Source organism: Allorhodopirellula heiligendammensis, from assembly GCF_007860105.1.
Lineage (GTDB): Bacteria > Planctomycetota > Planctomycetia > Pirellulales > Pirellulaceae > Rhodopirellula > Rhodopirellula heiligendammensis.
The window spans coordinates 2,276,819-2,298,749 of the sequence record NZ_SJPU01000001.1 but is presented as its reverse complement, the minus strand read 5'-3'; the positions used below and the strand labels follow the sequence as shown (position 1 = coordinate 2,298,749).

The window sequence follows — 21,931 nt, the reverse complement described above, 5'->3', positions numbered from 1 at the left end:
CTCACGCCCTTCGCCAAAACGACGGTACGAACAACAATAGCACACTGAAAATTTCAACTCGTCCAAGTACCATCAACCACACGAACAGCAGTTTGGCCCCTTGGCTGAACCCGGCGTAATTCCGGGTGGCGCCGACCACGCCCAATCCGGGCCCAATGTTATTGAGCGTCGCAGCGACCGCACTGGCACAATCCACCAGTTTGTCATCGAGCGTCCCCTTGAGCAACTCTTTGCCCTGTTCGGATTGATTTGCCACACTGCTCTCGACAACGCCCCAGGTCGAATTGGGCTCGAACGTGACCAATGCCAGCCACGAGACCACAAAGATCGCCAGTACTAAACAAAAGTACAGAAGGATATTGTGAGCAAGGGTCGGGTCGTCGACAGCTTGACCACTAATCCTCAAAGGCCGGATTACTCGCGGGCGGTGGGCGCGCTCCATCTCCAATCGCAGAATTTTGCAGAATAAAACGATCCGAATGACCTTCAGTCCGCCGCCGGTACTGCCCGCACAGCCACCGACGAACATCAACAATAGCAATATGCCGCGCCCGAAGTTGTTCCAATGATCGAAATCGGCCGTTCCGTAGCCAGTTGTGGTCATCACCGAAACGACTTGAAAAAGTCCATTGCGAAAGGCGGACGTGAGCGTACTGAAACCTTCGTCGTGGGCGCGCATTCCAAAAAACACCACGCCTGCGGTGACGATCGCGATGATGCCAATGTAAGCGCGAAACTCCGCGTCGCGCAGCATCCGGCGAGGGCGGCCGATCAAACTCAGGTACAGCAACGTGAAGTTGGTGCCTGCGAGCACCATGAATCCGATTGTGGTTGACTCGATCAGAGGGCTGTCGAATCCGCCGAGGGAACGGTTGTAAGTGCTGAATCCGCCGGTCGCCATCGTTCCAAACGCGTGGCAGAGAGCGTCGAAGGCGCTCATGCCCTCAAAGAAATAGATGATCGTCAGCAATATATTCAGTCCGAGGTAGATCGCTGCGAATACCAGTGCGGTGTGCTGCATGCGCGGCATGCTGCCGTCTTTGGTGGGCCCCGGCATCTCAGCCCGCATCATCGCCTTGCCCGCAGATCCTTGACCCAGGATCGCGACGAACAGCACGACGATACCCAGTCCGCCAAGAAAGTGCGTCCAAGATCGCCAAAACAAAATGCAGTGGGGAACCAAGCCGGGGGTGTCGAGGTCCGTCAGCACGGTCGCGCCCGTGGTGCTGAATCCTGACTGGGACTCGAACATGGACTCGATGAAGGTGATCGGCATCCCAGCGGCCGTTTGGGTGCCACTGAAGTAGTACGGCAGGGCGCCTAGGATCGTGGCGCAAACCCACGACAAACCGACAATTGCCATCGCCTCTTTTCGAAACAAGTGGCTGCCCTGGCGGTGGCTGCGTCCGAGAAAGCGGAACAGAAACCCGACACTGAAGCACACCGCCATGCTGGCGAGGAGTCCGTAGGTTGCCCGCTGTTCGAAGGCGGTGGCCGGGGGCAGGTGCGTGCGCTCGGCCATCATGGGGAACGCAAAGGGAAAGCTGAAACTCATCGACGCGCCAATGAGCAAGCAGATCGTTCCCAGAAATCGTAGCAGCAGTGGGAAATTCAAGAGGGACGCCACCCATACGTCTCGGCCAACGAGCCACAGACGATGTTGCGCAGATCCGTCAAACGGATCGGTTTGTGCAGAATTCGGTAGGCTCGCATTCGCGCCGCTTCCCGCTCGATCTCCTCATCCATCATCGCGCTCATCAAGATGGCGGGAATTCGCAGCGGGCGGCCAGCGAGCTCGCGGATGACGTCGATTCCTGTCACGCGAGGCATATGAACGTCCACCAAAACAAGATGAATTGATTTTTGATTGATGACCGCGAGAGCCTCCTCACCGTCGCCGGCCTGATGCAAGGTCAGACCTCGGTCAGACAAGGCGTCGCACAGGGTCCGGCGAAAGCCGGCGTCATCATCGGTGATCAGAATGTTTGGAACCATGGATCATACGTTGGTCAGCTCACGGACTTCGTCGTTCGTGAACGGGGTTGCCAGCCGGGCACCGAGCTGACCGACAATCCGAGCGGCGGCATGCGAAGCGAGGTGCCCAGACTGCTTCCATGATAGTCCATTGGTGATGCCATATAAAACACCTCCGGCGTACACGTCGCCCGCCCCGGTCGTATCAATTGCCTTGATGTTGACGCCTTCGATGGGAATCGCTTCGCCACCATGCATCAACAGTGATCCTTTGGCGCCGAGCGTCATGGCGACGTTTTCGGCGGATTCGTGAATTTTATTCGCACAGGCAACGGGATCGGTCAAACCTGTGAGGCTCATCGCCTCCTCCTCGTTGCAGAAAAACAGGTCCACGGGCCCCCGAATCAGATCCCAGATCTCGTCGCGAATCATGTTCACCAGAAACGGGTCCGACGCTGTGAAGGCGACTTTGACATTATTTTTCTTTGCCAATTCCATGGCCCGGTAAGCCGCTGCTTTGGTTGTCTCGCCGGTGAACAGGTAGCCTTCGATGTAGATATACTGCGCCGCTGCAATCGCGGCTTCGTCGATGTCGTCGGCTGATAACTGCGACGACGCACCGAGGTTGGTCAGCATCGTCCGCTCGGCATCGTCCGTGATCAAAATCGCGCACGTGCCCGTGGGCGAGCCCGGGAGCGGTGCTACGTCGATTGTTACCCCCAGGGCTCGCAGATCTTTCAAGAAGAATTCTCCGGTTTCATCAGCACCGATCTTGCCCACGAAGGCGGCCTGACCACCGAAATCCGCGACGGCAGCGACGGTATTAGCAGCTGAGCCACCTGCGCAGCGATGCAGCGATGGCAGGTCAAAATTAGCCAGCACACCCGCTTGCCGCTCGTCGTCGACCAGCGTCATGATGCCCTTATCGAAGGCGAGACGCTCGAGCAAGTCGTCGTTCACTTGGGCTTGGATGTCGACGAGGGCGTTGCCGACGGCGTAGACGTCGTGGGTCATGATGGTAGCTGAGAGTAGAGGAAAATCGCAGATAACTCGATCGAGGGATCGATCGCTGCGGCACAGAATGCGGTCTCAGCTCCGTCTGGGCAAGTGGGGCTAGCCCGTTTTCGACGCTGGCCATTGGCGAATCCGGACGCCGAACTTGTCGCCGACCTTGACCACGTCGACCGTGCCCATCGACCGTCCGCCGACCGACAGCTGCAGCGGTTGATCACAATCCGTTTCTAAGGGCAGGATCGAGCCCGGGCTGAGGGCTAGCAGGCTGCCGAGCGTTTGTTTGCGCTCGGCCAAGGTGACGATTACCGGCGTTGGCACGCTCAGCAGTCGCCGTTGGTAGTCGGATTGTGCCGTATTTTCGGGTGGTGTCATTTTTACAGGCTGCGCCTCCTCGGTCTGATATCGAACCGAGACGCCCCTTCGCTTGAGTCCATCCCTAGAACGCGAGGTCACCTTCTCCCAAGGGGGCCGACGCGTGGGCATTGCTTCCAACGAATGACTATTTCCGGTCGGGCACGCCTGGCATAATGCAGGTGACCCCATCCTGTCGAGGAGATCTTGAAATGTTGAAACACCGATTGATTTTGCCTGAGGGTATCTTGCTGCTCGAACCCACCGAACCGCTCGAGGTCAGCGATTTTGAAGCTGTTGTCGCGGAGGTGGACCCGTACATCGCCGAACGCGGCAAATTGCCGGGAGTGCTGATCCATGCCGTGTCATTCCCAGGATGGGCCAGTATCGCCGCCGCGATTGCCCACCTGCGCTTCGTCGAAAGTCACCATGCGAAAATCAGCAAGCTGGCCGTTGTCAGTGACAACCTTCTGTTGAGGGAGTTCCCGTCATTGGTCGGTCATCTGATTGATGTGGACGTCAGACACTTTCCCGAATCGGGTTACGACGAAGCCTTCGTCTGGCTCGAGCAGCAAGAGGATTAACCCACGTAAGACATAGGCGTTTGCTAGCTACGCAGAACGAGTACCGGACAGTGGGCAAAACGTACGACGCGTTCGGCAGTCGAGCCGATTAACAATCGCGTCACACCCGTGCGGCCGTGAGACGGCAGCACGATCAAATCAAACGCGTTTTGTTCAGCGTACTCGGTAATTCCATGGGTTGGGTCATTGACGACAGTGTCGTAATTGAGGCCCTGGTGACGGGCATTATTGAATTCCGCTTGCATCGTCTTGAGTGCACGATGCACATGGTCGTCATCGATTTGGGCCGCCAGACCGATCTCTGGCAACCCCCAGTCCGCACCTCCAGCCATGCCCAATCCCGTGTCCCCGGAATATCCGTAGAGCGGCACAGGGTCCACGACGTGCAACACCGTGACATTCTCGTTCTTGCCGGCGATCTTCATCGCCGTCTCGACGGCTTCGAGGGAGAACTTTGAGAAATCGTAGGGCGCGAGGATCTTTGAGTTTTCAAAGTGGTTCATGGCAGGGCCTATCGGGATGGTCTCAGTGGAAGTGCGTGGGCGTCGCTGCGTTCGACTCGAACGCGGCCTTTACTGTCAGGCCGCGACGGCGAGGTGGAATCCGACGGGCGGGGTTCCTTGCCGATCGACGGCTGCTACCGAGAGGTCGGCGCGCTTCCTTCGGCTGCCCGATCAGGAGGCGTTGGACATGTCTGCATGGATCCACTGTCGAGCGGCTTCCAGGTCTGCAATATCGAAGTACTCGATTTTAGCAGACGTGAACGGCTTGCAGAATGTGGACATGCCTTTCTCCCACTTGGACTCACCCACGATGGCCAGTCGTTCGATGTGGCTGTGGTGCTTGACATCAAACTTAATGTCTTCCCACAAGGCTCCGGCTTCCCACCCATGGAAGTCGTGCAGTACGACAAGCATGCGGACCTTGCCGAACTCTTTGATCCGAGCCTCGGTCGCGGGCACGAAGGCTTCGTAGGCCTCTTTGGATAGTTTTCCGCTCAGCTGAACCTCGATGATTTTACCTTCAGCGTGTTCGATGATATTGAATGACATTGGCGGATACCTTTCAGGGAAATAGGGAGATGCACTTTCGTGCCGAATTCAGCGTGGGTAATCCTAACGCACACACAGTGCCAAACGCAATTAGCAGGAGATCGACGCTGTTGAATGATCCCATGTGGTTAGTGATTGTTCGGTGTGGCTAGAAAATATGCGTTCTCGGCAACGTTACGATCGGGTACGGCCTCAACACATCGATCGCTGCGGTTGTGACGAGGTCGGCGGCGGGAGCGCGCGTTTCCGCTCCGGCGAATCTCGATGATGCGCCCACCTTTCGCGAGCCGATCGGATCGAGGCGAAAGCATGCCACCGGGGATATACTGGTACAACGCATGCATCCCGAATTGGTACACACGCTTCGCCACCCCCGTCCTCCATGAACCCATTCCAATGACAATCTCCCAAGCTCCCGGTGCTCCCGGCATCGCTCCACGTTGGACGTCCAGCGCCAAAGAGGGCATCGGCACCGCCTACAGCACCGGATCTCGAGTTTGGTTCACGTTGAGCCATGGGATCGTCAACGAAATATACTACCCACACGTGGATTCGCCGAACACGCGTGATTTGCAATTATTGATCTCCGACGGTGAGACATTTGTGCATGAAGAAAAGTGCGACTTAATTCATTCCAGTGAACGCCCCGACCCACAGGCTTTGCTCTATCGACAGACCAACACAGCCCCCGATCAACGCTACCGGATTATCAAGGAGGTCATTGGAGAGCCTCACTCCGACGTGGTTCTGGTGTCGGTGAAGATGGAGATTCTCGATGCGACGCTAGCTGACAAGTTGAAGGTCTACGTTTTGCTCGCCCCGCACGTGAAGGATACCGGTGGAAACAATACGGCTAGGACATGCGAGGTCGGTGGCAGCCGCCTGTTGCATGCCGAACGCGAACAGGTGCATTTGGTACTCGGGGTCAATACCGAGTTTGTTCGCCGCAGCGTTGGATTTGTTGGTGCCAGTGATGGTTGGAATGACCTGCAGGATAATTTCCAAATGGACTGGCAATACGAGGAAGCCGCCGGTGGCAATGTGGCAATGATGGGTGAGGTGGATCTGTCCCGAGGAAGGGAGTTCACCATCGGCGTCAGTCTCGGTGATAGTCGTCAAAGTGCTGCGACGTCTCTATTGCAGGCCTTTGCCATTCCTTTCGCCCAGCAGCGAACCAAGTTCATCGAACAGTGGAAGCGGGTTCCCCTCCCTGAGCTTTCGCATGATCCCGACACTCAGGCGTTGGTCCAATTGAGCCAGCATGTGCTATTAGCTCATGAAGACAAGGAGTTCGCCGGAGCCACCGTGGCGTCGATGAGCATCCCGTGGGGCGAGACCAAGGATGATAGCGACTCCGGCGGGTATCATCTCGTCTGGGCACGTGACATGGTGCAAACGACGACTGCACTGCTCGCGAGCGGAGAAACCGATTTGCCGTTGCGATCACTCGTTTGGCTAGCGTGTGTGCAGGGCGAAGATGGTGGCATGCCCCAAAACAGCAGAATCGATGGATCGCCGTATTGGGAGGGCGTGCAACTTGACGAAGTTGCTGCTCCAGTACTGTTGGCGTGGCGGCTGCAAGACGCCAATGCATTGCAGAACTTCGATCCCATGCCGATGGTGCGTCGAGCGATGCGTTTCCTCTTGTTGCACGGACCCGTGACGGCTCAGGAACGCTGGGAGGAGAACTCCGGCTACTCACCATCCACGCTGGCGATCATCATTTCAGCAATCGTTTGCGCTGCCGATCTGGTTCGCTCGGAGAGGGCAGAGGCAACCGATAATGAGGATACCCGCTTTCTGCTCGACTATGCCGATTGGATGGTCGCGTCATTGGAAGGTTGGACAGTGACCAACTGCGGCGAGCTCGTCCCCGGCAAGCCACGGCATTACATTCGCATTACTCCCGAGGCACCCCAATCGGGACCAGTGGAACCCAATCCGAACATCGCGACGATCAATATTGCCAACGGTGGTGGGGAGTTTCCGGCGCGGAACGTTGTCGATGCGGGGTTCCTGCAGCTCGTGCGATTGGGGATCCGGCGGTGGGATGACCCAGTCATCGTCGACTCGGTGGCGGTGGTCGATGCCATGCTCAAACGCGAATTGCCGCAAGGCCCATGCTGGCGACGGTACAATCATGATGGCTACGGACAGCACACCGATGGCAGCGCTTTCAATGGGACCGGTGAGGGCCGTGTATGGCCACTTCTGACTGGCGAACGGGGACATTATGAACTCGCTTGCGGTCGCGATGTAACTCGTTACATCGAAGCGATGAAGGGATTCGCCAGTGGCAGTGGACTGTTTGCCGAGCAGTTGTGGGATACCGACGATATCCCTCAACGAGGCATGTATTTTGGTAAACCAGCTGGCTCAGCCATGCCGCTGTGCTGGGCGCATGCCGAATTCATCTCCCTCGTGCGGAGTCAAAAGGACGAGAGGTGCTATGATCGTATCGAGCCAGTCTACCGCCGCTACTCGATCAACCAACCCGAGAATCACCTGGAAGTGTGGACCTTCGCACACCAGCCCATCCGAATTTCAGCGGGCAAGCGATTGCGACTCATTTGCGAGCATCGCGGCCGGGTTCACTGGACTACGGATCAGTGGGCAACGCGTCACGACTCGGAGCTCACGAACGCTGCGTTTGGACTTCACTTCATCGACCTGCCGATTGAAGACTTACTCGGCGGCCAGGAGTGCGTGTTCACATTTCACTGGAGTGCCGATGATCGATGGGAAGATACCAACTACGTCGTTAAGATTTCGTCGTGAAAGCTGTTACTGTCCCATTTTTCGTTCTGCGCTGCCCCGATCATTTTTATGAACTCGCTGTCTGAGACGTCCCACGAGCCGCCCACTGCGACCTCCTCCCGAGAGCATCTGCTCGAGCAGCATCCGTGGGTGGCGTTCGTGCTTCCGCTGGTGGTGTTTATGTTGGTTGGGACGCTCGAAGCGACGGAGCGATCTGGGGCGACTCTCTTTGGCTTGGTTGGCGTCGAACTTTATCCGGTTGTGTACACGGTCAAAATCTTACTCACTATCATTGCCCTGGTCCTGGTCTGGCCTGCATATCGCGTCTTCCCAATGCGGTTGAGTCCCGCCGCGATTGGAGTGGGCGTGATGGGAGTGATCATATGGATCGGGATTGATGCCCTGGATATCGAACAGATGCTCGGATTCGGTTGGTTGGCTGACCGAGGGGAACGCGTCGCATACAACCCGCTCGCAGCTCTCCAGCACAGCCCGGTGTTAGCTTACGCCTTCCTCGCGGTGCGGTTCTTCGGGCTGGCCGTGGTGATTGCGGTGGCAGAGGAGATGTTTTTGCGAGGCTTCCTCATCCGCTATGTCGAAGACCCTGATCGGTGGAACACCTTGCCGTTGAGTCAGTTGGGCTGGCCGGCGTTGATTACCGGGACCGTGTTCCCGATGCTCATGCACCCTGGCGAGCTGTTCGCCGCGATGGCGTGGTTCTCAATGGTCAGTTGGCTGATGTTACGCACCGGCAACATCTGGGACTGCATCACTGCGCACATGGTTACCAATCTGTTGTTGGGGATTTATGTCATGTCCACAGGCAACTGGCACCTCTGGTAAGGACGCTAGCTCTCATGGCCACACGCAACGGCTACACTGGAGGGTTGACGGCGCGATTAAACTTTTAATTTCCGTCTTTGGTTGTGACGCCAATCCATATTGTCCGGTGCATCGGAACGGTTGAAAACGATATATGAATACTCATCCAACCCGAATTGTCGTGCTCGGTGGCGGATTCGCCGGTGCCTATTGTGTCAAACAACTCGAGAAATCCCTACGCGGAGTGGATGTTGAAATCACTCTGGTGAACGAGCAAAACTATTTTGTGTTCACTCCCATGCTCGTGGAGGCAGCCACTTCTGCGTTGGAAGCCAGGCACGTCGTCGTCCCGCTACGAGGTTTTCTCCGCACAAGCCGATTTGTAATGGCCCGTATCAGTTCGATCGATATCGCTGGCAAAACGGTGACGACTCAACCGGAGTTTGGAAGTCATGTTGTGCTGCCGTTTGACCATCTAGTGATGTCGCTGGGCAGCGTGACGAGCATGCCGGACGTCCCAGGCGTTCATGAGTTTGCCTTCGGGCTGAAAACGCTCGCCGATGCAACGGTGTTAAGAGATCGCGCCATCGGAATGCTGGAAATGGCCAACCTGGCTCCCGATCACGCCCATCGTCAGAGTTGGTTAACGTTCGCCATCGTCGGCGCCGGATACACCGGTGTGGAGGCTGCCGGCGAGTTCAACGCATTCCTGAAAGAGGCAATTCGAAACTATCCGAATGTCCGCGAGACGGATATTCGCGTGATGTTGCTGCAACGATCTGGTCGGATACTTGATGCACTGGATGAGGCAATGTCGGAGAAGGCGAGTAAAGTCTTGCGGCGCGATGGCGTCGATATCCGGTTGAATGAGAGCGTCGCCGAGATTTCAGAGACTTCATTCATGCTCAAGAGCGGCGAGAAAGTGAATTCGCACACCGTAATCTGGTCCGCAGGTGTCGCCCCGCCAGCACTGCTCAGGGACTCCGGGTTGCCCACGAACCCGCGTGGGTACCTGCAATGTGATCGCGATTTGCGGGTCCAGGGGCATGACAACGTGTGGGGCGTCGGGGATTGCGCTTCGAATCCCGATGGAGACGGCAACCCCTACCCGCCCACCGCGCAACATGCGCTGCGTGAGGGCCGTCAGGCGGCTACGAATCTCGCTGCGGTGTTACAAGGTGCACCGACGAAACCGCTGGACTATCACAATAAAGGCACCATGGCGCCGCTGGGTGGGCGACAAGCGATTGCGAACGTCTTCGGGATGCATCTGACAGGGTTAATCGCATGGATGCTATGGCGAGGCGTTTACCTGGGCATCATGCCGGGTTGGGGACGGAAGATTCGAGTCGCCATGGATTGGACCACCGATCTGTTTTTTCGGCGGGACTACGCACAACAGCATGCGGCCCCAAGATGTGAGTCAGACCCTTAGCGGGACGATAGGAGATTGGCGGTCTTGCGGCGATGGGTGGCGAGTGCCAGGGTGCCTGCGATGATCGCGGCGCCGGGGTACGCGAGACCTGAATAGCGGGACTGCGTGGGGCCACCGATCCCTTCAGAAAGGACCGGTTGTTCGCTAGCGATCGCCGCCAGGATGGCGTCGCGGATCTGCGTGGGATCGCTGCTCGTTTCGGCCGCTGCGATCAAGCCGACCGATCGGTGTAGCCCAATGGTGGCATCGAGAACGACGTCGACGATCGACGGGGTGAGGTTATCAATGACCCCAGGAAGCTCATGTCCGCCCTGAATGTTGTCGATCAAACCAGTCGTGCCCCCGAACCAAGACGCAATTGCGGAATCGATGCTCTCGGGGTCGGCCGCGTTATTGTCGTCATGGCCGCTGCCGGTAACGCTGCGAAGTTGTCGCAGCGATTGGCTATCCATCTCCCAGGGCTCGTCCGCGTCGCGGTCCTCCGGGGCCATCACGCTGTGGCGCAGCAGTGGCAGTGTTTCGATTACGCCACCGGGAGCAGCGCCGCGTTGTGGATCCCCAGCGGCCCCGGTCGCTGGTTTCTGATTGTTGGTCCCTGGGTTCGACGTGGTATTGTCCGTTGTCCAATTCACGGTGGATTCATCGCCAGTCGATCGGATGGTGTCGGTGACGTCTGGTACGCGTTGGATTAGGACCGCCGCATCGCCGGTCTTGCTGTCATCCCGATCGAGCGTTGCCTGACCAGGCGGCGTCGAAACGTCTGGTCGATTGCTGGGTGATTCGACGCTCGGAGTCTCGGGAGGCTGCGGACTCGGGGGCAACCCGCTGCTGTTGCTGCCGCTGTCGGGAACGTTGTTCCCTGGCCGACTTGATTGCGGAGGTGGGGTTAACCCAGATGGATTGCTCGCAAACTGATCGTCATGCAACCCTGCACTCGTGGGCCCCCGATCGGGTTCGCCGCGACGGGGAGTATCGAGATTGTTGCGGGAGGAACGTGAGGCGTCGCTGTCACGGTTCGATGACTGCTCGCGATTGCTCTGCAGGGTTTCCTGCGCGGGCCCTTCATTAAGGTCGTTGCTTGCTGAGAACAGAAGCACGCCGCTTGCTAGCATGCAGCGAGACTCCAGTTGTTCTAGCAACAAGATACGGGAAGCGTCGTGATCGGTCATGATGCGGTTCTCCGATGGGTCGCTGATTGGAAGGCGACGGTTTGATAGTTGTCTTTGTGTTTTCTCAGGTATTCGCGATAGCGGTTGACTTCAGGAGCCAGCCTCACCGCAGCAGATTGATGCTGGATGGCTTCATCGTAGGCAGCGGCGGCGGCGTTACGGTCTCCGAGTTGTTGGCGAAGGAAGCCGAGATTGTTCAGCACACCGCCGACCATGCTGCGAGTTTCGGCGTCGGTGACAAACCTGGCCGCGAGCGGCCGACCGTAATCGAGTGCTTTCTCAAACGCGTCGCTGGCTTCGCTCAACTGACCTGTCTTGGACAACGAAAGCCCCAGGTGATTTAAACTGAGCACCATGTCACGTTGGTAGGTAGCTTGGTCGGGCCATCGTGCGAGCAACTGATCGCCGACCACAATCGCTTGACGGAACGTTTCGATGGCGGACGCATTTTGCTTGGCCGCGGATTGGGCGGCGCCCAGAGTATTGAGTGTCACGATGGTCTGCGTTGCCAGTTTCGCGTTGCCCCTGTCGGCTTCGAGGGCGTCGAGTTGGCCCGAGAGTGCTTCGCGGGCGTACTCAATCGCCCTCTCGGGTGATGTCGGCGTTAATAGCCCACTGAGATTGGCCCGCACAGTGGCGAGTTGGATGGCGGCAGGATGTTCGGCGACCGAGATTTGGTGGGTTGTCTCAGGGATGATTTGTTGGTTTTCGAGCAGTTCAATTGCTTCGAGGTATGCTTTTTCCGATTGTTCGACAGCACCGGTTTGCGATAACAACAGGCCCAGGTTGTTGAGTGTTGTTGCCAACGCGAGATTGGCCTTGGCGGCAGGCACTGCGTGGCGGGAGAACGCCTTGGCCGCAGAGTGTTCGGCTACGCTTTTCTGTGTCGTGATCGCGCGGGCGTAGTAGCGTGCGGCGTCTTCGAGCTTGCCGCCTCGGACGAGCGTCTCGGCAAGATTGTTTTGGCTGGTTGACCACTCTAGAAGAAGCGCATCGTCTCCGGGAGTTTCGTGAGCAAGCTGTCGATATATCGATTCGCTGCGACCGAGCGAGTCGATGGCTTTGTCGTTGTCACCAAGCTCAGATTGCAAGGATCCCGACTTGCCGAGCGTGATCGCGAGGTCCGCACGCAGGGTGGGATCGTTCCTGACGTCGGCAGCGAATCGTTCGTAATAGTCGAGCGTTTCGATTAAAAGTTGTCGGCGTACGGAATCGGCGGCGGGGATGCCTGACAGGAGTTCGGCCATTTGGGAACCCAGTCGGTCGACGGCGTCGCGAGCAAGCATTTCGCCACTGAGGGCTCTGGCGGCATTCGCGTCAGAAACTTGTTTTGCCACTGCTAATTTTGCAGTCGCGACAGCGGAGCCAACAAAACCGAACGCAACAATTACGGCGCCGGTCAACACCACGCTGCGATGCTTGGCAGCCAGTCGACCCACGCGGTCGCCGAGATTGGCGGGGCGAGCGAGGGTGGGCTCGGCCGCCAACACGCGGCCGAGGTCGTCGGCAAATGCAGCCGCCGTCTCATACCGTCCTTCGCGTGATTTCGCCATGGCCTTGGAAATAACCGTTTCGAGATCACGCGGTAAGTCAGGACGCAGTTGGCGCAGCGGCGTGACGTCGTGTTGGTCGATCATCTGCAAAATGGAAGGTGCGTCTGCGCCATCGTGGGCGGGATGCAACGTCAGCATTTCATACAGCGTCACCGCGAGCGAGTACACATCGGCGCGACCATCAATGAGCGCAGATTGACCCCGCGCTTGCTCGGGGCTCATGTAACGCATCGTACCAATAACGTCGCCTGATTGAGTTAGCGAAACCTCGGATTGACAGCGGGCCAGACCGAAATCGGTGATCCAGATTTTGCCACACCGATCGAGCATCAGATTGGATGGTTTGACGTCGCGATGGATGACGCCATTCTCATGTGCATTGTGTAGCGCGCCGGCGATCTCGATGGCCCACTGAATCGTCGTTCGCCACTGGGACGGAGTGCTGTCAGTCAGGCGGGCATGTCGTTCCGCCGCGACAGCGGAACGCTCGTTTGCACACCACTCGTCCATTGACACGCCGTCGATGAATTGCATCGCATAGTAGTGCACACCGCGATCACTGCCGACACTGTGAATGGGAACGATGCTAGGATGCTGCAACAGGCCCGCAGCGTGGGCTTCGTTCTTAAAGCGCGAGATTTGACGCGAATCCAACAGTGACGCCAGCGGCAATAGCTTGATGGCAACTTTCCGATCAAGCGAAACTTGGTTGGCTTCATAGACCACGCCCATGCCGCCACGACCAATTTCGCGATGGATCGTAAAGTCGCCGAGCGTCATCTTGACGCTGGAGCCGGCGGCGTCATGTTCGTCGTTTTGGAAATCGTGGAAGCCGACCGACACGCCGTAGAGTGCGTCGAGTTTCTCCAGATAGCTCGTGAACACCTCGGCGAGGTCCGGGTTCTCACGATTGATGAGCTCCGCGTCGAGCCGCTCGCCGTTTTCCAACCCAACGAGATACCGGTCAAGCAACTCGGTCAAACAAGACTGTTGGTCTGCGTTCAACCCATCGATTAAGGACGGATCACCTGCGCTCAATGCTATGCTGGAACTGTTCAATGCAACCATCGCTCTCTCGTTTTCGGCCGACCCTCACGGGTGGATTTTGGACTCAATAGGGTCAATGAAATGAATTTAAGTGGACGCTGACGAGCAGGTGTTCGGACACTATTTGTTTTTAAAACTCTCCAGTGCACGCAGCCAGAGCATGCGGACTGCACCACAGTTGCGGTCCATACGTTGAGCAATCTCATCAAACGAGAGACCCTGCAGTACCCGTAGGACGATCACTTCACGGTAGTGGGGCTTCAGCTCACTGAGTTGATCCGCCAACGCGACGGCGCGTTCACGAGCTTGCATGGGCGCGCTGGGCGACGGACTGTTGGCGGGCAATATGGCGGCTAAGTTGCCCGCAGACTCTTCAAGCCGGTTGCTGACGGAATCCAGTGAGACCTCACGGCGGATATCTCGCTTTTCGACAGTGACGTTTCTCTTGAAGCTGCGATGCAGTGTGTGAATGAGGATCGTCCGTAGCCAGCACAGCAGTTCGCCTTGGCTGGTGCCGCGGAAGTCGCCGAAGTCCTGGTGGGCCGCCATCATCGCTTCTTGGACAATATCAGAGGGGTTCAAGCGGCGGCGAAGCCGACGGTCGAGTTGGGTGCTGGCCAGAATCGTCAGGTAGTTGGCGTACCACTGGAGGAGCTCGCCGAGCGCGTCACGGTTTCCGGCCCTCGCTTGAGCTAGCAGACTGGCAAAACCGGCATGGTTCGAACCGGATGTTGGATCTGGCGAACTAGCCAAAGGTGGAGCGCTGGATGAGTCAGTGGCGACCATGGGGAGTCCCTGTGGAGAATTGGTTGCGTACCTAATAAGTTGCGAGCGAGATCAAGATCCGCCGCGTGTTCTGAAGAAAAACCAGTGGAGATGTGCCGCGGATCGCATCATCCAGCTCAAAATACCTGCCGAGGGCGTTATCGACGGCGCTCAATCGAGCGATCATGCTGGCCGTCGGTAGTATCTGCTGAATGGTCGAAGGCCGTGGTCGGCTCGCTGGGGGCAGCGCTATACAGTGACTGGATGGCCGCGACGTCCTCATCGCTCAGACTGACAAAAGACTGGCTCGGGGAGACAAACGGGGCGAGCACGCTGTGCGACAGCATCCAGTTCTGAAGGCACCGTTGGGATGAAACGTTCACAGTTGAAAAAAGACCTGCTTTCAAACATCGCTGCCGGGGCGAGCCAGGACACGATCGGAGGTTTAGGTGCCGACCGTAGATCCGGCGGGGACGTGGTTATAGATGGGCATGTGCCTGTAGTAGACTTCGAGGCAGTAAATCGAGAAGCATGTCGTGTAGAGCCGGCCAGCATGGCGGCCCCACGCATCGTTGTGAGGTGGCCAACTGCCACGCTCTTTGCCGCGGATGATCTGGCGGGCGGGAAGGACAACTTTCAATTGCTCATTCCACTGAGTCCACAATGGACCACCGAAATGATGCAAAGCTTGGGTCGCGTAGTACCAGTAATAGACATCGGGTTGTCCAACATCAATCGGATGATTTGCAGCGAGGGTGTTCAGCCCGTGGCCCATTGCCGGAGCATTGCGACGCCATCCCATGTATTGGCGACACAGCAACCCCTCGGCCGTCATCGAGGGTGATCGCGCGTCGCCGACCTTGTAGGAATAGCCGACGGCGTAGTAGTCGTTTTGGCGATTGGCGCTGACGGAGTCCAAATACGTCTCGACTTTGGGCCAGACGTAACGATCAACTTCCAGGCCGGCTGCCTCACCGCTTTTGAGTCCAACCACGAACCAGCCTGTCACGGATGTATCACTATCGAATCGGGGTTGGTACCGCCAACCACCCGTGGGCGATTGCGATTTAGCGGCGAAGTCCACTGCTGACTGTGCGTAGGGGCGAATCCATGAATCCCCGGTCATGGCGTAGAGTTCGCACAACGCAATCATCCCTTGGGCTTGCGCGTACATCCTTTCATGCGGTGCCGCATCAAGGGCCATGAAACCTTGACTGTCTTGCTTCTGGACCAGCCATCGCACCGCCCGCCAGAGTTCCTTTTGATATTTGCCACCTCGATGGGTACTGCCAGAGCCCATGAATGCCAGCATGGCCATCGCGGTCGCACCGACCCGGTTTTCATTGCGGGCGCCGTCGGCATAAGGGCCTCGGAGACTCCAGCTGCCATCGCTGAGCTGGTTGTGCCGGAGCCACTCCAGTCCCATCAACACCGCGTCCTCGGTTGTCGCGGTACCTCCGGCCTCCTTGAGCAGTTTTTGTTTCATCGCTCCAGTGCGACCACGAAACATATTACTCACCGTCGGCTCAGCAAATTTTATCTCCACATGCGGATGCCAATGATCAAGTGTTTCGAGTCGAGGAACGACGGATACCAGTTCGACTTGTGGGGCAAACGCCAGCGTCTCCAGTTCCACTTCGGATTCCGTCAATTCATTGGAGGGAGGACGTTCTAGTTCAATGGGCTCGATCGAGAACTCCGCCAGGTCGCTCGTCGATTCGTCGACATCCTGTTGCAATGTTAACTCGATGCGGCCTACGACCCCCGGTGCGGCCGACATCAATGCCAACGTAAGCAACAGAACTACATGGACGATCAAGCTGACTAACCACGAGGGGGCCTCGTCGATCTGCTGTTTGACCACGTTCAGGTGGTAAGCTCTTCGAGCGGGCTCCTCATCGCGGTTTGCGATTGCCGCGTTTTCAGTCGACATAAGTAGACGCCAGTGTATAGGCGGCGGACGATCGACCTTGCTGGCGAAGCCGCGCGGCAATCCGCTCAGCGCGAGCGGCGCGATTGGCTTCCGCGCGCGCTAAGCGATACGGTCGGGCTTGGGCCTCACGTTGCATCATCGCCATCCGCTCGAGCTGAGCATTCTGATACAGCATGCTCGCCACTTGCTGTTGAGCTGCCAGGGCGCGTTGCTGGTACTGCATCGCCTTCAGATTGGATGGTGGATAACTTGACGAGGCGAGCGAATTTTGCGAGTACGGCGAGGTGGTGGCAAGTGTCGTTGGACTACCTGTTGGCATTCCACCACCACCACCGCGGCCGCCGCATTGGGCTGCTGCGTCACCGCCAATCAGAGCTGTCGACAATAGTCCGGCAGCCAAAACTACGGACGTCTTCAAAAAGGACATGGACATCGTGTTTCTCCGCGGGCATGAAAGAAGAAAAGGCTGATGGGCGGCCGATGCCGCTGCATCATCTCACTTCTTTGATAGGGAACTACCCGAAAGGAATGTCACAAAGATTCGGTCAAGTCGCTCTCTCGCTCGGTAACACCCATTTCGATCGGCACTTACCCGCCTGCACAATGGCGGTTGAAATGAATGCGTCGACCATCGAGCCGGCGCCACCGATCGGCAGCTCAATTTCGCCTTAGGCGGTTTGTTTGATGGAGCGTTGTTCCGACTGCGCTTCTGCCGAGGCAGCCCACAGCTGGATTGCGTCGTAGAGGGCGTGGGCGACGATAGGTATCAGCAAGTTACCCGTGAGGATCAGCAGGGCCCCAAAATACAGCCCCATGATTCCGGTCACGACCACGTACAATTTGCTGATCGGATGAACGAAACCGAACGCGATCGATGAAGCGATCCAGCCCAGGGTCAGTTCCCAGCCGATGGAATTGGTCCACCACGCGGAAAATCCCGACCAGGTCAACGCGGCACTTTCACGAATGCTGCTAGCATTGGCGGGCAGGGAGGCAAAAACCTCTGCCGCATATCCACCGAAGGCCCACCACGGACGCACCGACTCGGTGTTGCTCGGTAGGAGTGACACAGCATCGCCGTGCAGCAGACCCGCGATCGCAGGCATCAACCAGCCACGAAATAGCAATTCTTCGCCTACCCCGGCACATAGGCTGATAGCCAGCAGCTCAAGCGGTCCCATCTTGAGCATCACACTCATCATCGGATGCTCGGCCAATTGGTCGAGCTCTTGGACTGCCGGATGATTGATGCGGCGGATGATGGCCATCAACAGCAACAAGGGGAAAGTTGCCAGAATGCCTAGTCCTAAGCCTCCGGCAAGCGAGGGAACCTCGTCCAGTACTGGTATCCACTGCCGAGGATCGGGGCCGAATAGGTAACCCAAGACCACCGCCAGCAAACCCAGTCCGGCCTCCACGACCACTGCGGTCTGAAACAGGGAATCCGCCGTCTGTGGCTCTTCGTCGCTCTCCGAATCCGGCACGTTGATTCAAACCCCCGCGCGATGGCGATAGGGATTGAACAGGAGGTAATTCAAATGGCGATAGAGATCGCTGCTATTGAGTAATTCAGCATGACCACCCTCTCCAACAAGATTGGGGCCGTTGAGCAATACCACGCGATCGGCTTGTCGAAGTGTCTGTAGTCGACGTGGCAGTACCAGCACCAGAGAACCGGCATCAGCGAGGCTCCGCAGGGCCACCAAACAGGGGTCGCTGTTGACGTGTTCGGTGGGCGCGGGTGGTTCCTTGACCAATACGATCGCAGGTTGATGCAACATCGCCCGCGCGATACCAAGCAGATAGCGGGACATCATCGATAACCCGTCGCTGGAGCGACCATCTCGTAAATCGGTGACGGGCCCGACCATCGTTTCGAGCCCATCACTGAGCCGCGTGATCTGCTCGTAAATGCCCAATTGCTCGAGAACTTTGACCATGTCTCGCTTGTCAACCGACTTGCTCACCCCAGACATCAGGTTTTCGGTGATCGTGCCCTCCCAGAGTGGCCCGTCGGGAGCAACCCACATGACCTGTTTGGCGAGTGCCTGAGGATGAACGTCTTTCAGTGTCACGCCGTCAATTTCAACAACGCCTCGCTGCGGCCGGCCGAAGCCCATCAGTAACTCGGTTAACGACTGCGTCGACACATCATCGGAACCCAATAACGCCACGAGTGATTTCGGTCGCAAGGATAGACTCAGCTCCCGCAGAATCGGTTTGCCGGTTGTGTCCGATAGTGAAACATCCCGCAGCTCAACGGATTCCCGCAGCCCGGCGATGCCCACGAGACGTTCGCTCGGTGCCACATCGTCTCCACGCTGCAGGTAGAGATACACCGCTTCCGCCGCATGCGAGCTAAGTTTGAGTTGGCGAGCGAGTTCGTTCAGCCGCGCCGCCGACAACGCGGCCGTCGTCAGCGCCATTCCGAGTACTAGCGCGGCCGGCAGACTCAGGCCCTGCTCGCCGTGCAGAATATTGGCACCGAGTCCCATCACTAATACCGCGACAGCAATGCAGCTCGCAAACATCAGCAAGGGCCACAATCGGCCCTGCCTCGCATCATTGGCGGCAAGCCGTCTCATCAAGGCATCGAGTTCACCCTCGTAGGCGTCCTCGGCGAGCCCGCCTGCTTGGAGGCGGCCCATCATGGGTGCATCGCCGATCAGTCCTACGAGTCGCTCACGAATCTGCGAGATTTCGAACTGTGACATCTCCAGCCACCCCGTGCTCCGCAGCCAGACGTACAACCACCATAACGCAGCGCCACTGACAACCGCCAAGATTGCCAACCAAATATTGACAAGCAGCGCCAGGACGACACAACCGATCAGAATCACAGCGCTGCGGGGAATCACGCGATACCACAGCGACAAGCCAACGCTGAGGTTTGGTAGTTCGGTGCAGATCAGCTGCTTTGCGCGAGATCGTTGAGCCGCAGCCCCTTCGGTTTCACTGCGTTTCAGACTTTGCTGCAACACTCGCTGATGCAGCATTTTGATTACGCTTCGTGTCCGACTGTCCGACGACCAGCGATTGATCCAGACGGTTACGCAAATAATACCTGCTACCGCAACGCACAGGGCAACCAATTCCAGGAGCTGTGTAAAGGGCGTTTGGCGTTGGAAACCCTCGGTCAACGGGATGTGGAGGTAGGTGCCAAGTTCAACGTGCGATCCCATGAGCCCACGCTCGATGGCGTCACCCGGTCGGTGGGCGAGTTCACCGTCATCAACGAGCGCTGCAACCATGCCGAAGAGAACGATCAATACGGGTACGGAAAGTCCCGCAACAATCGCCCAAAACCAATGAAACACGGCGCCGGAGGCCGCCGTTTCTCGGCGTGGTTGATCCAAAGTTGAAAATCGATTCACGTTCCACCCGCCTCATGATCCAAATCGTCGTTGACCCGCTCAAATCGTCACATCTAATTCTACACCAAGCAGGTCGGCAGGTGTTTTCTGGACATGGATCACTACGCCAAGTCGCGATCCTCAAACATCAACATCGCCAACATCCATACCGCGACGACGAACACAAAGAGATAGTTGAATGCACCCGCGAGGTAGATCAACGGCACGGCACTCCCTGAATCCACCGCCGCCTGGACGTTGAATGAGTTCAAGTTGGGCACGACCACGGCGATTAACTTTCCAATAAACCCTACGAGTTCCGTATTCTCCTTGGCCGCGGCCACCAACGGGCTGGTGAGGTTCCCGATCACGTAGATGGAAAAACAGGTGATGAAGTTCGCTAATAGAGGCAAACGTGTGGCTAACGCGACGGCAATCCCACCGATCGCCATCGTCTCCATGAAATACAACCCAATCACTGGTAGCGTGGTCATGATCTCTTCATGTCCGACCTGCCAGGTGGGTGTGGCACCACTGGATTCTCGCGCGTCGTAAATCGGCTTGTAACTGAGCACGACCATCAAGACAGCTGACAGGATGACGAAGAACACCATCACACTCAGCATGATGCCAGCGTACTTGCCCAACACGAACGATCGACGGCTCACAGGTTTACTCAACACGGTCAGTGCGGTTCGTCCTTCAATTTCATCGCTGACCGATGTACCCGCACTCCAAACGGCCAACAGCATGCCCATGATCATGATCAGAGTGACAGCACTGTCCTTGAGCAATCGAATATCGTCGCCGAGAGTGTAAAACGGGAAGATCCCGAACAGGAGGATACCAAACCCACCCAGCGACAGGAGCAGCAGATAGAGCGGCTGGGCCATCTCGTTCTTGGCCGTCGACAATGCAAGTGCCCACACTCGGGGGGCGGCTTGACGCATCGCTATCAATCCCGTGATCCCCAAGAAGAAGATGATGGCCGTGAAGACAATGGATGACGCTTGTGGAACCTGCGGCAAGTTTTTGAAGGTAAACACCACTTGCGCTGGATCGATTTCTTGATTGTAGATATGCAATTTGCTCGGGTCGCCAGGAATCGGTGGCTGTTCCCGGTCTTCGTATTTGTATTTGATCGCTTCGTTGCTGCCCGGATTCAATTCGACCGGTGCTCGCGAGAAGGTGGCAGGATCAGCGGAGTCTGCCAAGAAAACCTTTTTGTCGCTCTCGATGGTCAGTTCAGCCACACTGCGGAAGTTGTATTGAATATCCGCAGCTAAGTACTCTGGTTCGTCACCCGAGGCTGGATCAATGGTCGCGATCTCCACCTGCGTGCCGTCGCTAAACACATTCACAGCGGGGATGCTTGCCAGAATTGCCTGAGGTTTTTCGATAAAGGGCGTCAGTAGCAGTCCCAGACCAGCGAATACGCCGGCCGTTCCCAGCAAGTAAGGCACGACTCCTTCGCCTAGCATTGACAACCATTCACTGCGGGTGCGATGCCACATCCCATAGATCAGTCCGAAACCCAGTCCCAAGCCAATCGTGATCAGCGGCAGCAGCAATAACTGCTGGTTATCCCCCCCTTGCGGAAGATAGATAATGCAGAGGATGGCGGAAATGATCGCCCCCACAACGAGCGACACCGACACGCCGCGATTCGGTGAATCCGCCAGCGTACCCAGAGCGGGCACGTAGGAGAGTAGCGAGAGCACGCCAAAAACCACGACCACGGCGATGGCACCGAGCAGTAACCCGATCGAAAGCACCCAAATTGGCGTCGCAAATGAAGGCAACCATTCTCCGATGGCCCCCAGCATCAGCCATGAATCCGACGAAGTGCCCAGTGAATCGAGAAACGACATCGGCGACAGGTGTGCGGTGGATGGGCCAGCGATCATGCTCGGCAACTCAAAACGAAGGAAAAAGTTTGATAGGTCTGGAGGCTACGCAGCCTGACCTCGTTTGGTTTGCCGAAAACTCATTTTCTGCAGCAGTGAGTGGGCGGCGGTTGATTTTCCACTCACGCGGCGATGCAATGGATGGTCGAGGGATGAGCAGGTCTCTCGCGAGCCTTCGCATCTGCGGTCTGACTATGGTCGATCGACGGCGCGCT

At 57.4% G+C, this 21,931-nt stretch carries 19 protein-coding genes; 4 read left to right on the top strand and 15 right to left on the bottom strand.

The features are described 5' to 3' along the window. Position 1 precedes the first annotated feature (1 nt). From Poly21_RS08705 to Poly21_RS08690, 4 genes are all read right to left on the bottom strand, one after another. Entirely contained in the window at positions 2-1,627 is a 1,626-nt protein-coding gene (locus Poly21_RS08705) for a TrkH family potassium uptake protein (protein ID WP_146406458.1), read from the bottom strand. Continuing rightward, positions 1,612-1,995, bottom strand: coding sequence for a response regulator (locus Poly21_RS08700; RefSeq protein WP_146406457.1), 384 nt, complete (start codon positions 1,993-1,995; stop codon positions 1,612-1,614). The genes Poly21_RS08705 and Poly21_RS08700 overlap by 16 nt, the downstream gene beginning before the upstream one ends. A gap of 3 nt (positions 1,996-1,998) precedes the next feature. Beyond that, positions 1,999-2,988 carry an adenosine kinase gene (locus Poly21_RS08695; protein ID WP_146406456.1) on the bottom strand — a complete coding sequence of 330 codons (990 nt, stop codon included), beginning with the start codon at positions 2,986-2,988 and terminating at the stop codon, positions 1,999-2,001. A 99-nt stretch (positions 2,989-3,087) separates the two neighbouring features. Next, a complete protein-coding gene (locus Poly21_RS08690; protein WP_146406455.1) occupies positions 3,088-3,360 on the bottom strand; it encodes a FliM/FliN family flagellar motor C-terminal domain-containing protein in 273 nt (90 codons plus the stop codon). Between the two features lie 191 nt (positions 3,361-3,551). On the opposite strand from Poly21_RS08690, the gene Poly21_RS08685 reads away from it, so the two are divergent. Continuing rightward, positions 3,552-3,923, top strand: a complete 372-nt coding sequence (locus Poly21_RS08685; RefSeq protein WP_302118153.1) for a SpoIIAA family protein — start codon at positions 3,552-3,554, stop codon at positions 3,921-3,923. Between the two features lie 23 nt (positions 3,924-3,946). Here Poly21_RS08685 and Poly21_RS08680 read toward each other — a convergent pair whose 3' ends face one another. Both Poly21_RS08680 and Poly21_RS08675 read right to left on the bottom strand, forming a co-directional pair. Further along, entirely contained in the window at positions 3,947-4,426 is a 480-nt protein-coding gene (locus Poly21_RS08680) for a universal stress protein (protein ID WP_146406453.1), read from the bottom strand. Positions 4,427-4,597: 171 nt separating this feature from the next. Then, positions 4,598-4,975, bottom strand: a complete 378-nt coding sequence (locus Poly21_RS08675) for a SpoIIAA family protein (RefSeq protein ID WP_146406452.1) — start codon at positions 4,973-4,975, stop codon at positions 4,598-4,600. A gap of 396 nt (positions 4,976-5,371) precedes the next feature. Here Poly21_RS08675 and Poly21_RS08670 point away from each other — a divergent pair, with 396 nt between their 5' ends. From Poly21_RS08670 to Poly21_RS08660, 3 genes are all read left to right on the top strand, one after another. After that, positions 5,372-7,753: a glycoside hydrolase family 15 protein gene (locus tag Poly21_RS08670; RefSeq protein ID WP_146406451.1), complete on the top strand. Its 2,382-nt coding sequence runs from the start codon at positions 5,372-5,374 to the stop codon at positions 7,751-7,753. 48 nt (positions 7,754-7,801) lie between these two features. Continuing rightward, positions 7,802-8,575, top strand: a complete 774-nt coding sequence (locus tag Poly21_RS08665) for a CAAX prenyl protease-related protein (protein WP_146406450.1) — start codon at positions 7,802-7,804, stop codon at positions 8,573-8,575. Positions 8,576-8,708: 133 nt separating this feature from the next. Next, positions 8,709-9,989, top strand: coding sequence for an NAD(P)/FAD-dependent oxidoreductase (locus Poly21_RS08660; protein ID WP_146406449.1), 1,281 nt, complete (start codon positions 8,709-8,711; stop codon positions 9,987-9,989). On the opposite strand, the gene Poly21_RS08655 is transcribed toward Poly21_RS08660, so the two are convergent. The 9 genes from Poly21_RS08655 to Poly21_RS08615 form a co-directional block, all read right to left on the bottom strand. After that, positions 9,986-11,158, bottom strand: coding sequence for a hypothetical protein (locus Poly21_RS08655; RefSeq protein ID WP_146406448.1), 1,173 nt, complete (start codon positions 11,156-11,158; stop codon positions 9,986-9,988). The genes Poly21_RS08660 and Poly21_RS08655 overlap by 4 nt on opposite strands. Further along, positions 11,155-13,779 (bottom strand): serine/threonine-protein kinase, encoded by a 2,625-nt coding sequence (locus Poly21_RS08650; protein ID WP_146406447.1) that lies wholly within the window; start codon positions 13,777-13,779, stop codon positions 11,155-11,157. Before Poly21_RS08650 ends, Poly21_RS08655 begins: the two co-directional genes overlap by 4 nt. 99 nt (positions 13,780-13,878) lie before the next feature. Further along, positions 13,879-14,544 carry a sigma-70 family RNA polymerase sigma factor gene (locus tag Poly21_RS08645; protein ID WP_146406446.1) on the bottom strand — a complete coding sequence of 222 codons (666 nt, stop codon included), beginning with the start codon at positions 14,542-14,544 and terminating at the stop codon, positions 13,879-13,881. Positions 14,545-14,681: 137 nt separating this feature from the next. Beyond that, positions 14,682-14,906, bottom strand: coding sequence for a hypothetical protein (locus Poly21_RS08640; RefSeq protein ID WP_302118148.1), 225 nt, complete (start codon positions 14,904-14,906; stop codon positions 14,682-14,684). Between the two features lie 62 nt (positions 14,907-14,968). Continuing rightward, positions 14,969-16,456 carry a prenyltransferase/squalene oxidase repeat-containing protein gene (locus Poly21_RS08635; protein ID WP_302118146.1) on the bottom strand — a complete coding sequence of 496 codons (1,488 nt, stop codon included), beginning with the start codon at positions 16,454-16,456 and terminating at the stop codon, positions 14,969-14,971. Continuing rightward, a complete protein-coding gene (locus Poly21_RS27285) occupies positions 16,446-16,889 on the bottom strand; it encodes a hypothetical protein (RefSeq protein WP_302118144.1) in 444 nt (147 codons plus the stop codon). The genes Poly21_RS08635 and Poly21_RS27285 overlap by 11 nt, the downstream gene beginning before the upstream one ends. A gap of 235 nt (positions 16,890-17,124) precedes the next feature. Further along, positions 17,125-17,940: a CPBP family intramembrane glutamic endopeptidase gene (locus tag Poly21_RS08625; RefSeq protein WP_146406444.1), complete on the bottom strand. Its 816-nt coding sequence runs from the start codon at positions 17,938-17,940 to the stop codon at positions 17,125-17,127. Positions 17,941-17,946: 6 nt separating this feature from the next. Continuing rightward, positions 17,947-19,830 (bottom strand): ATP-binding cassette domain-containing protein, encoded by a 1,884-nt coding sequence (locus tag Poly21_RS08620; RefSeq protein WP_146406443.1) that lies wholly within the window; start codon positions 19,828-19,830, stop codon positions 17,947-17,949. Between the two features lie 101 nt (positions 19,831-19,931). Continuing rightward, positions 19,932-21,716 (bottom strand): ABC transporter permease, encoded by a 1,785-nt coding sequence (locus Poly21_RS08615; RefSeq protein WP_302118141.1) that lies wholly within the window; start codon positions 21,714-21,716, stop codon positions 19,932-19,934. Between the last annotated feature and the right edge of the window lie 215 nt (positions 21,717-21,931).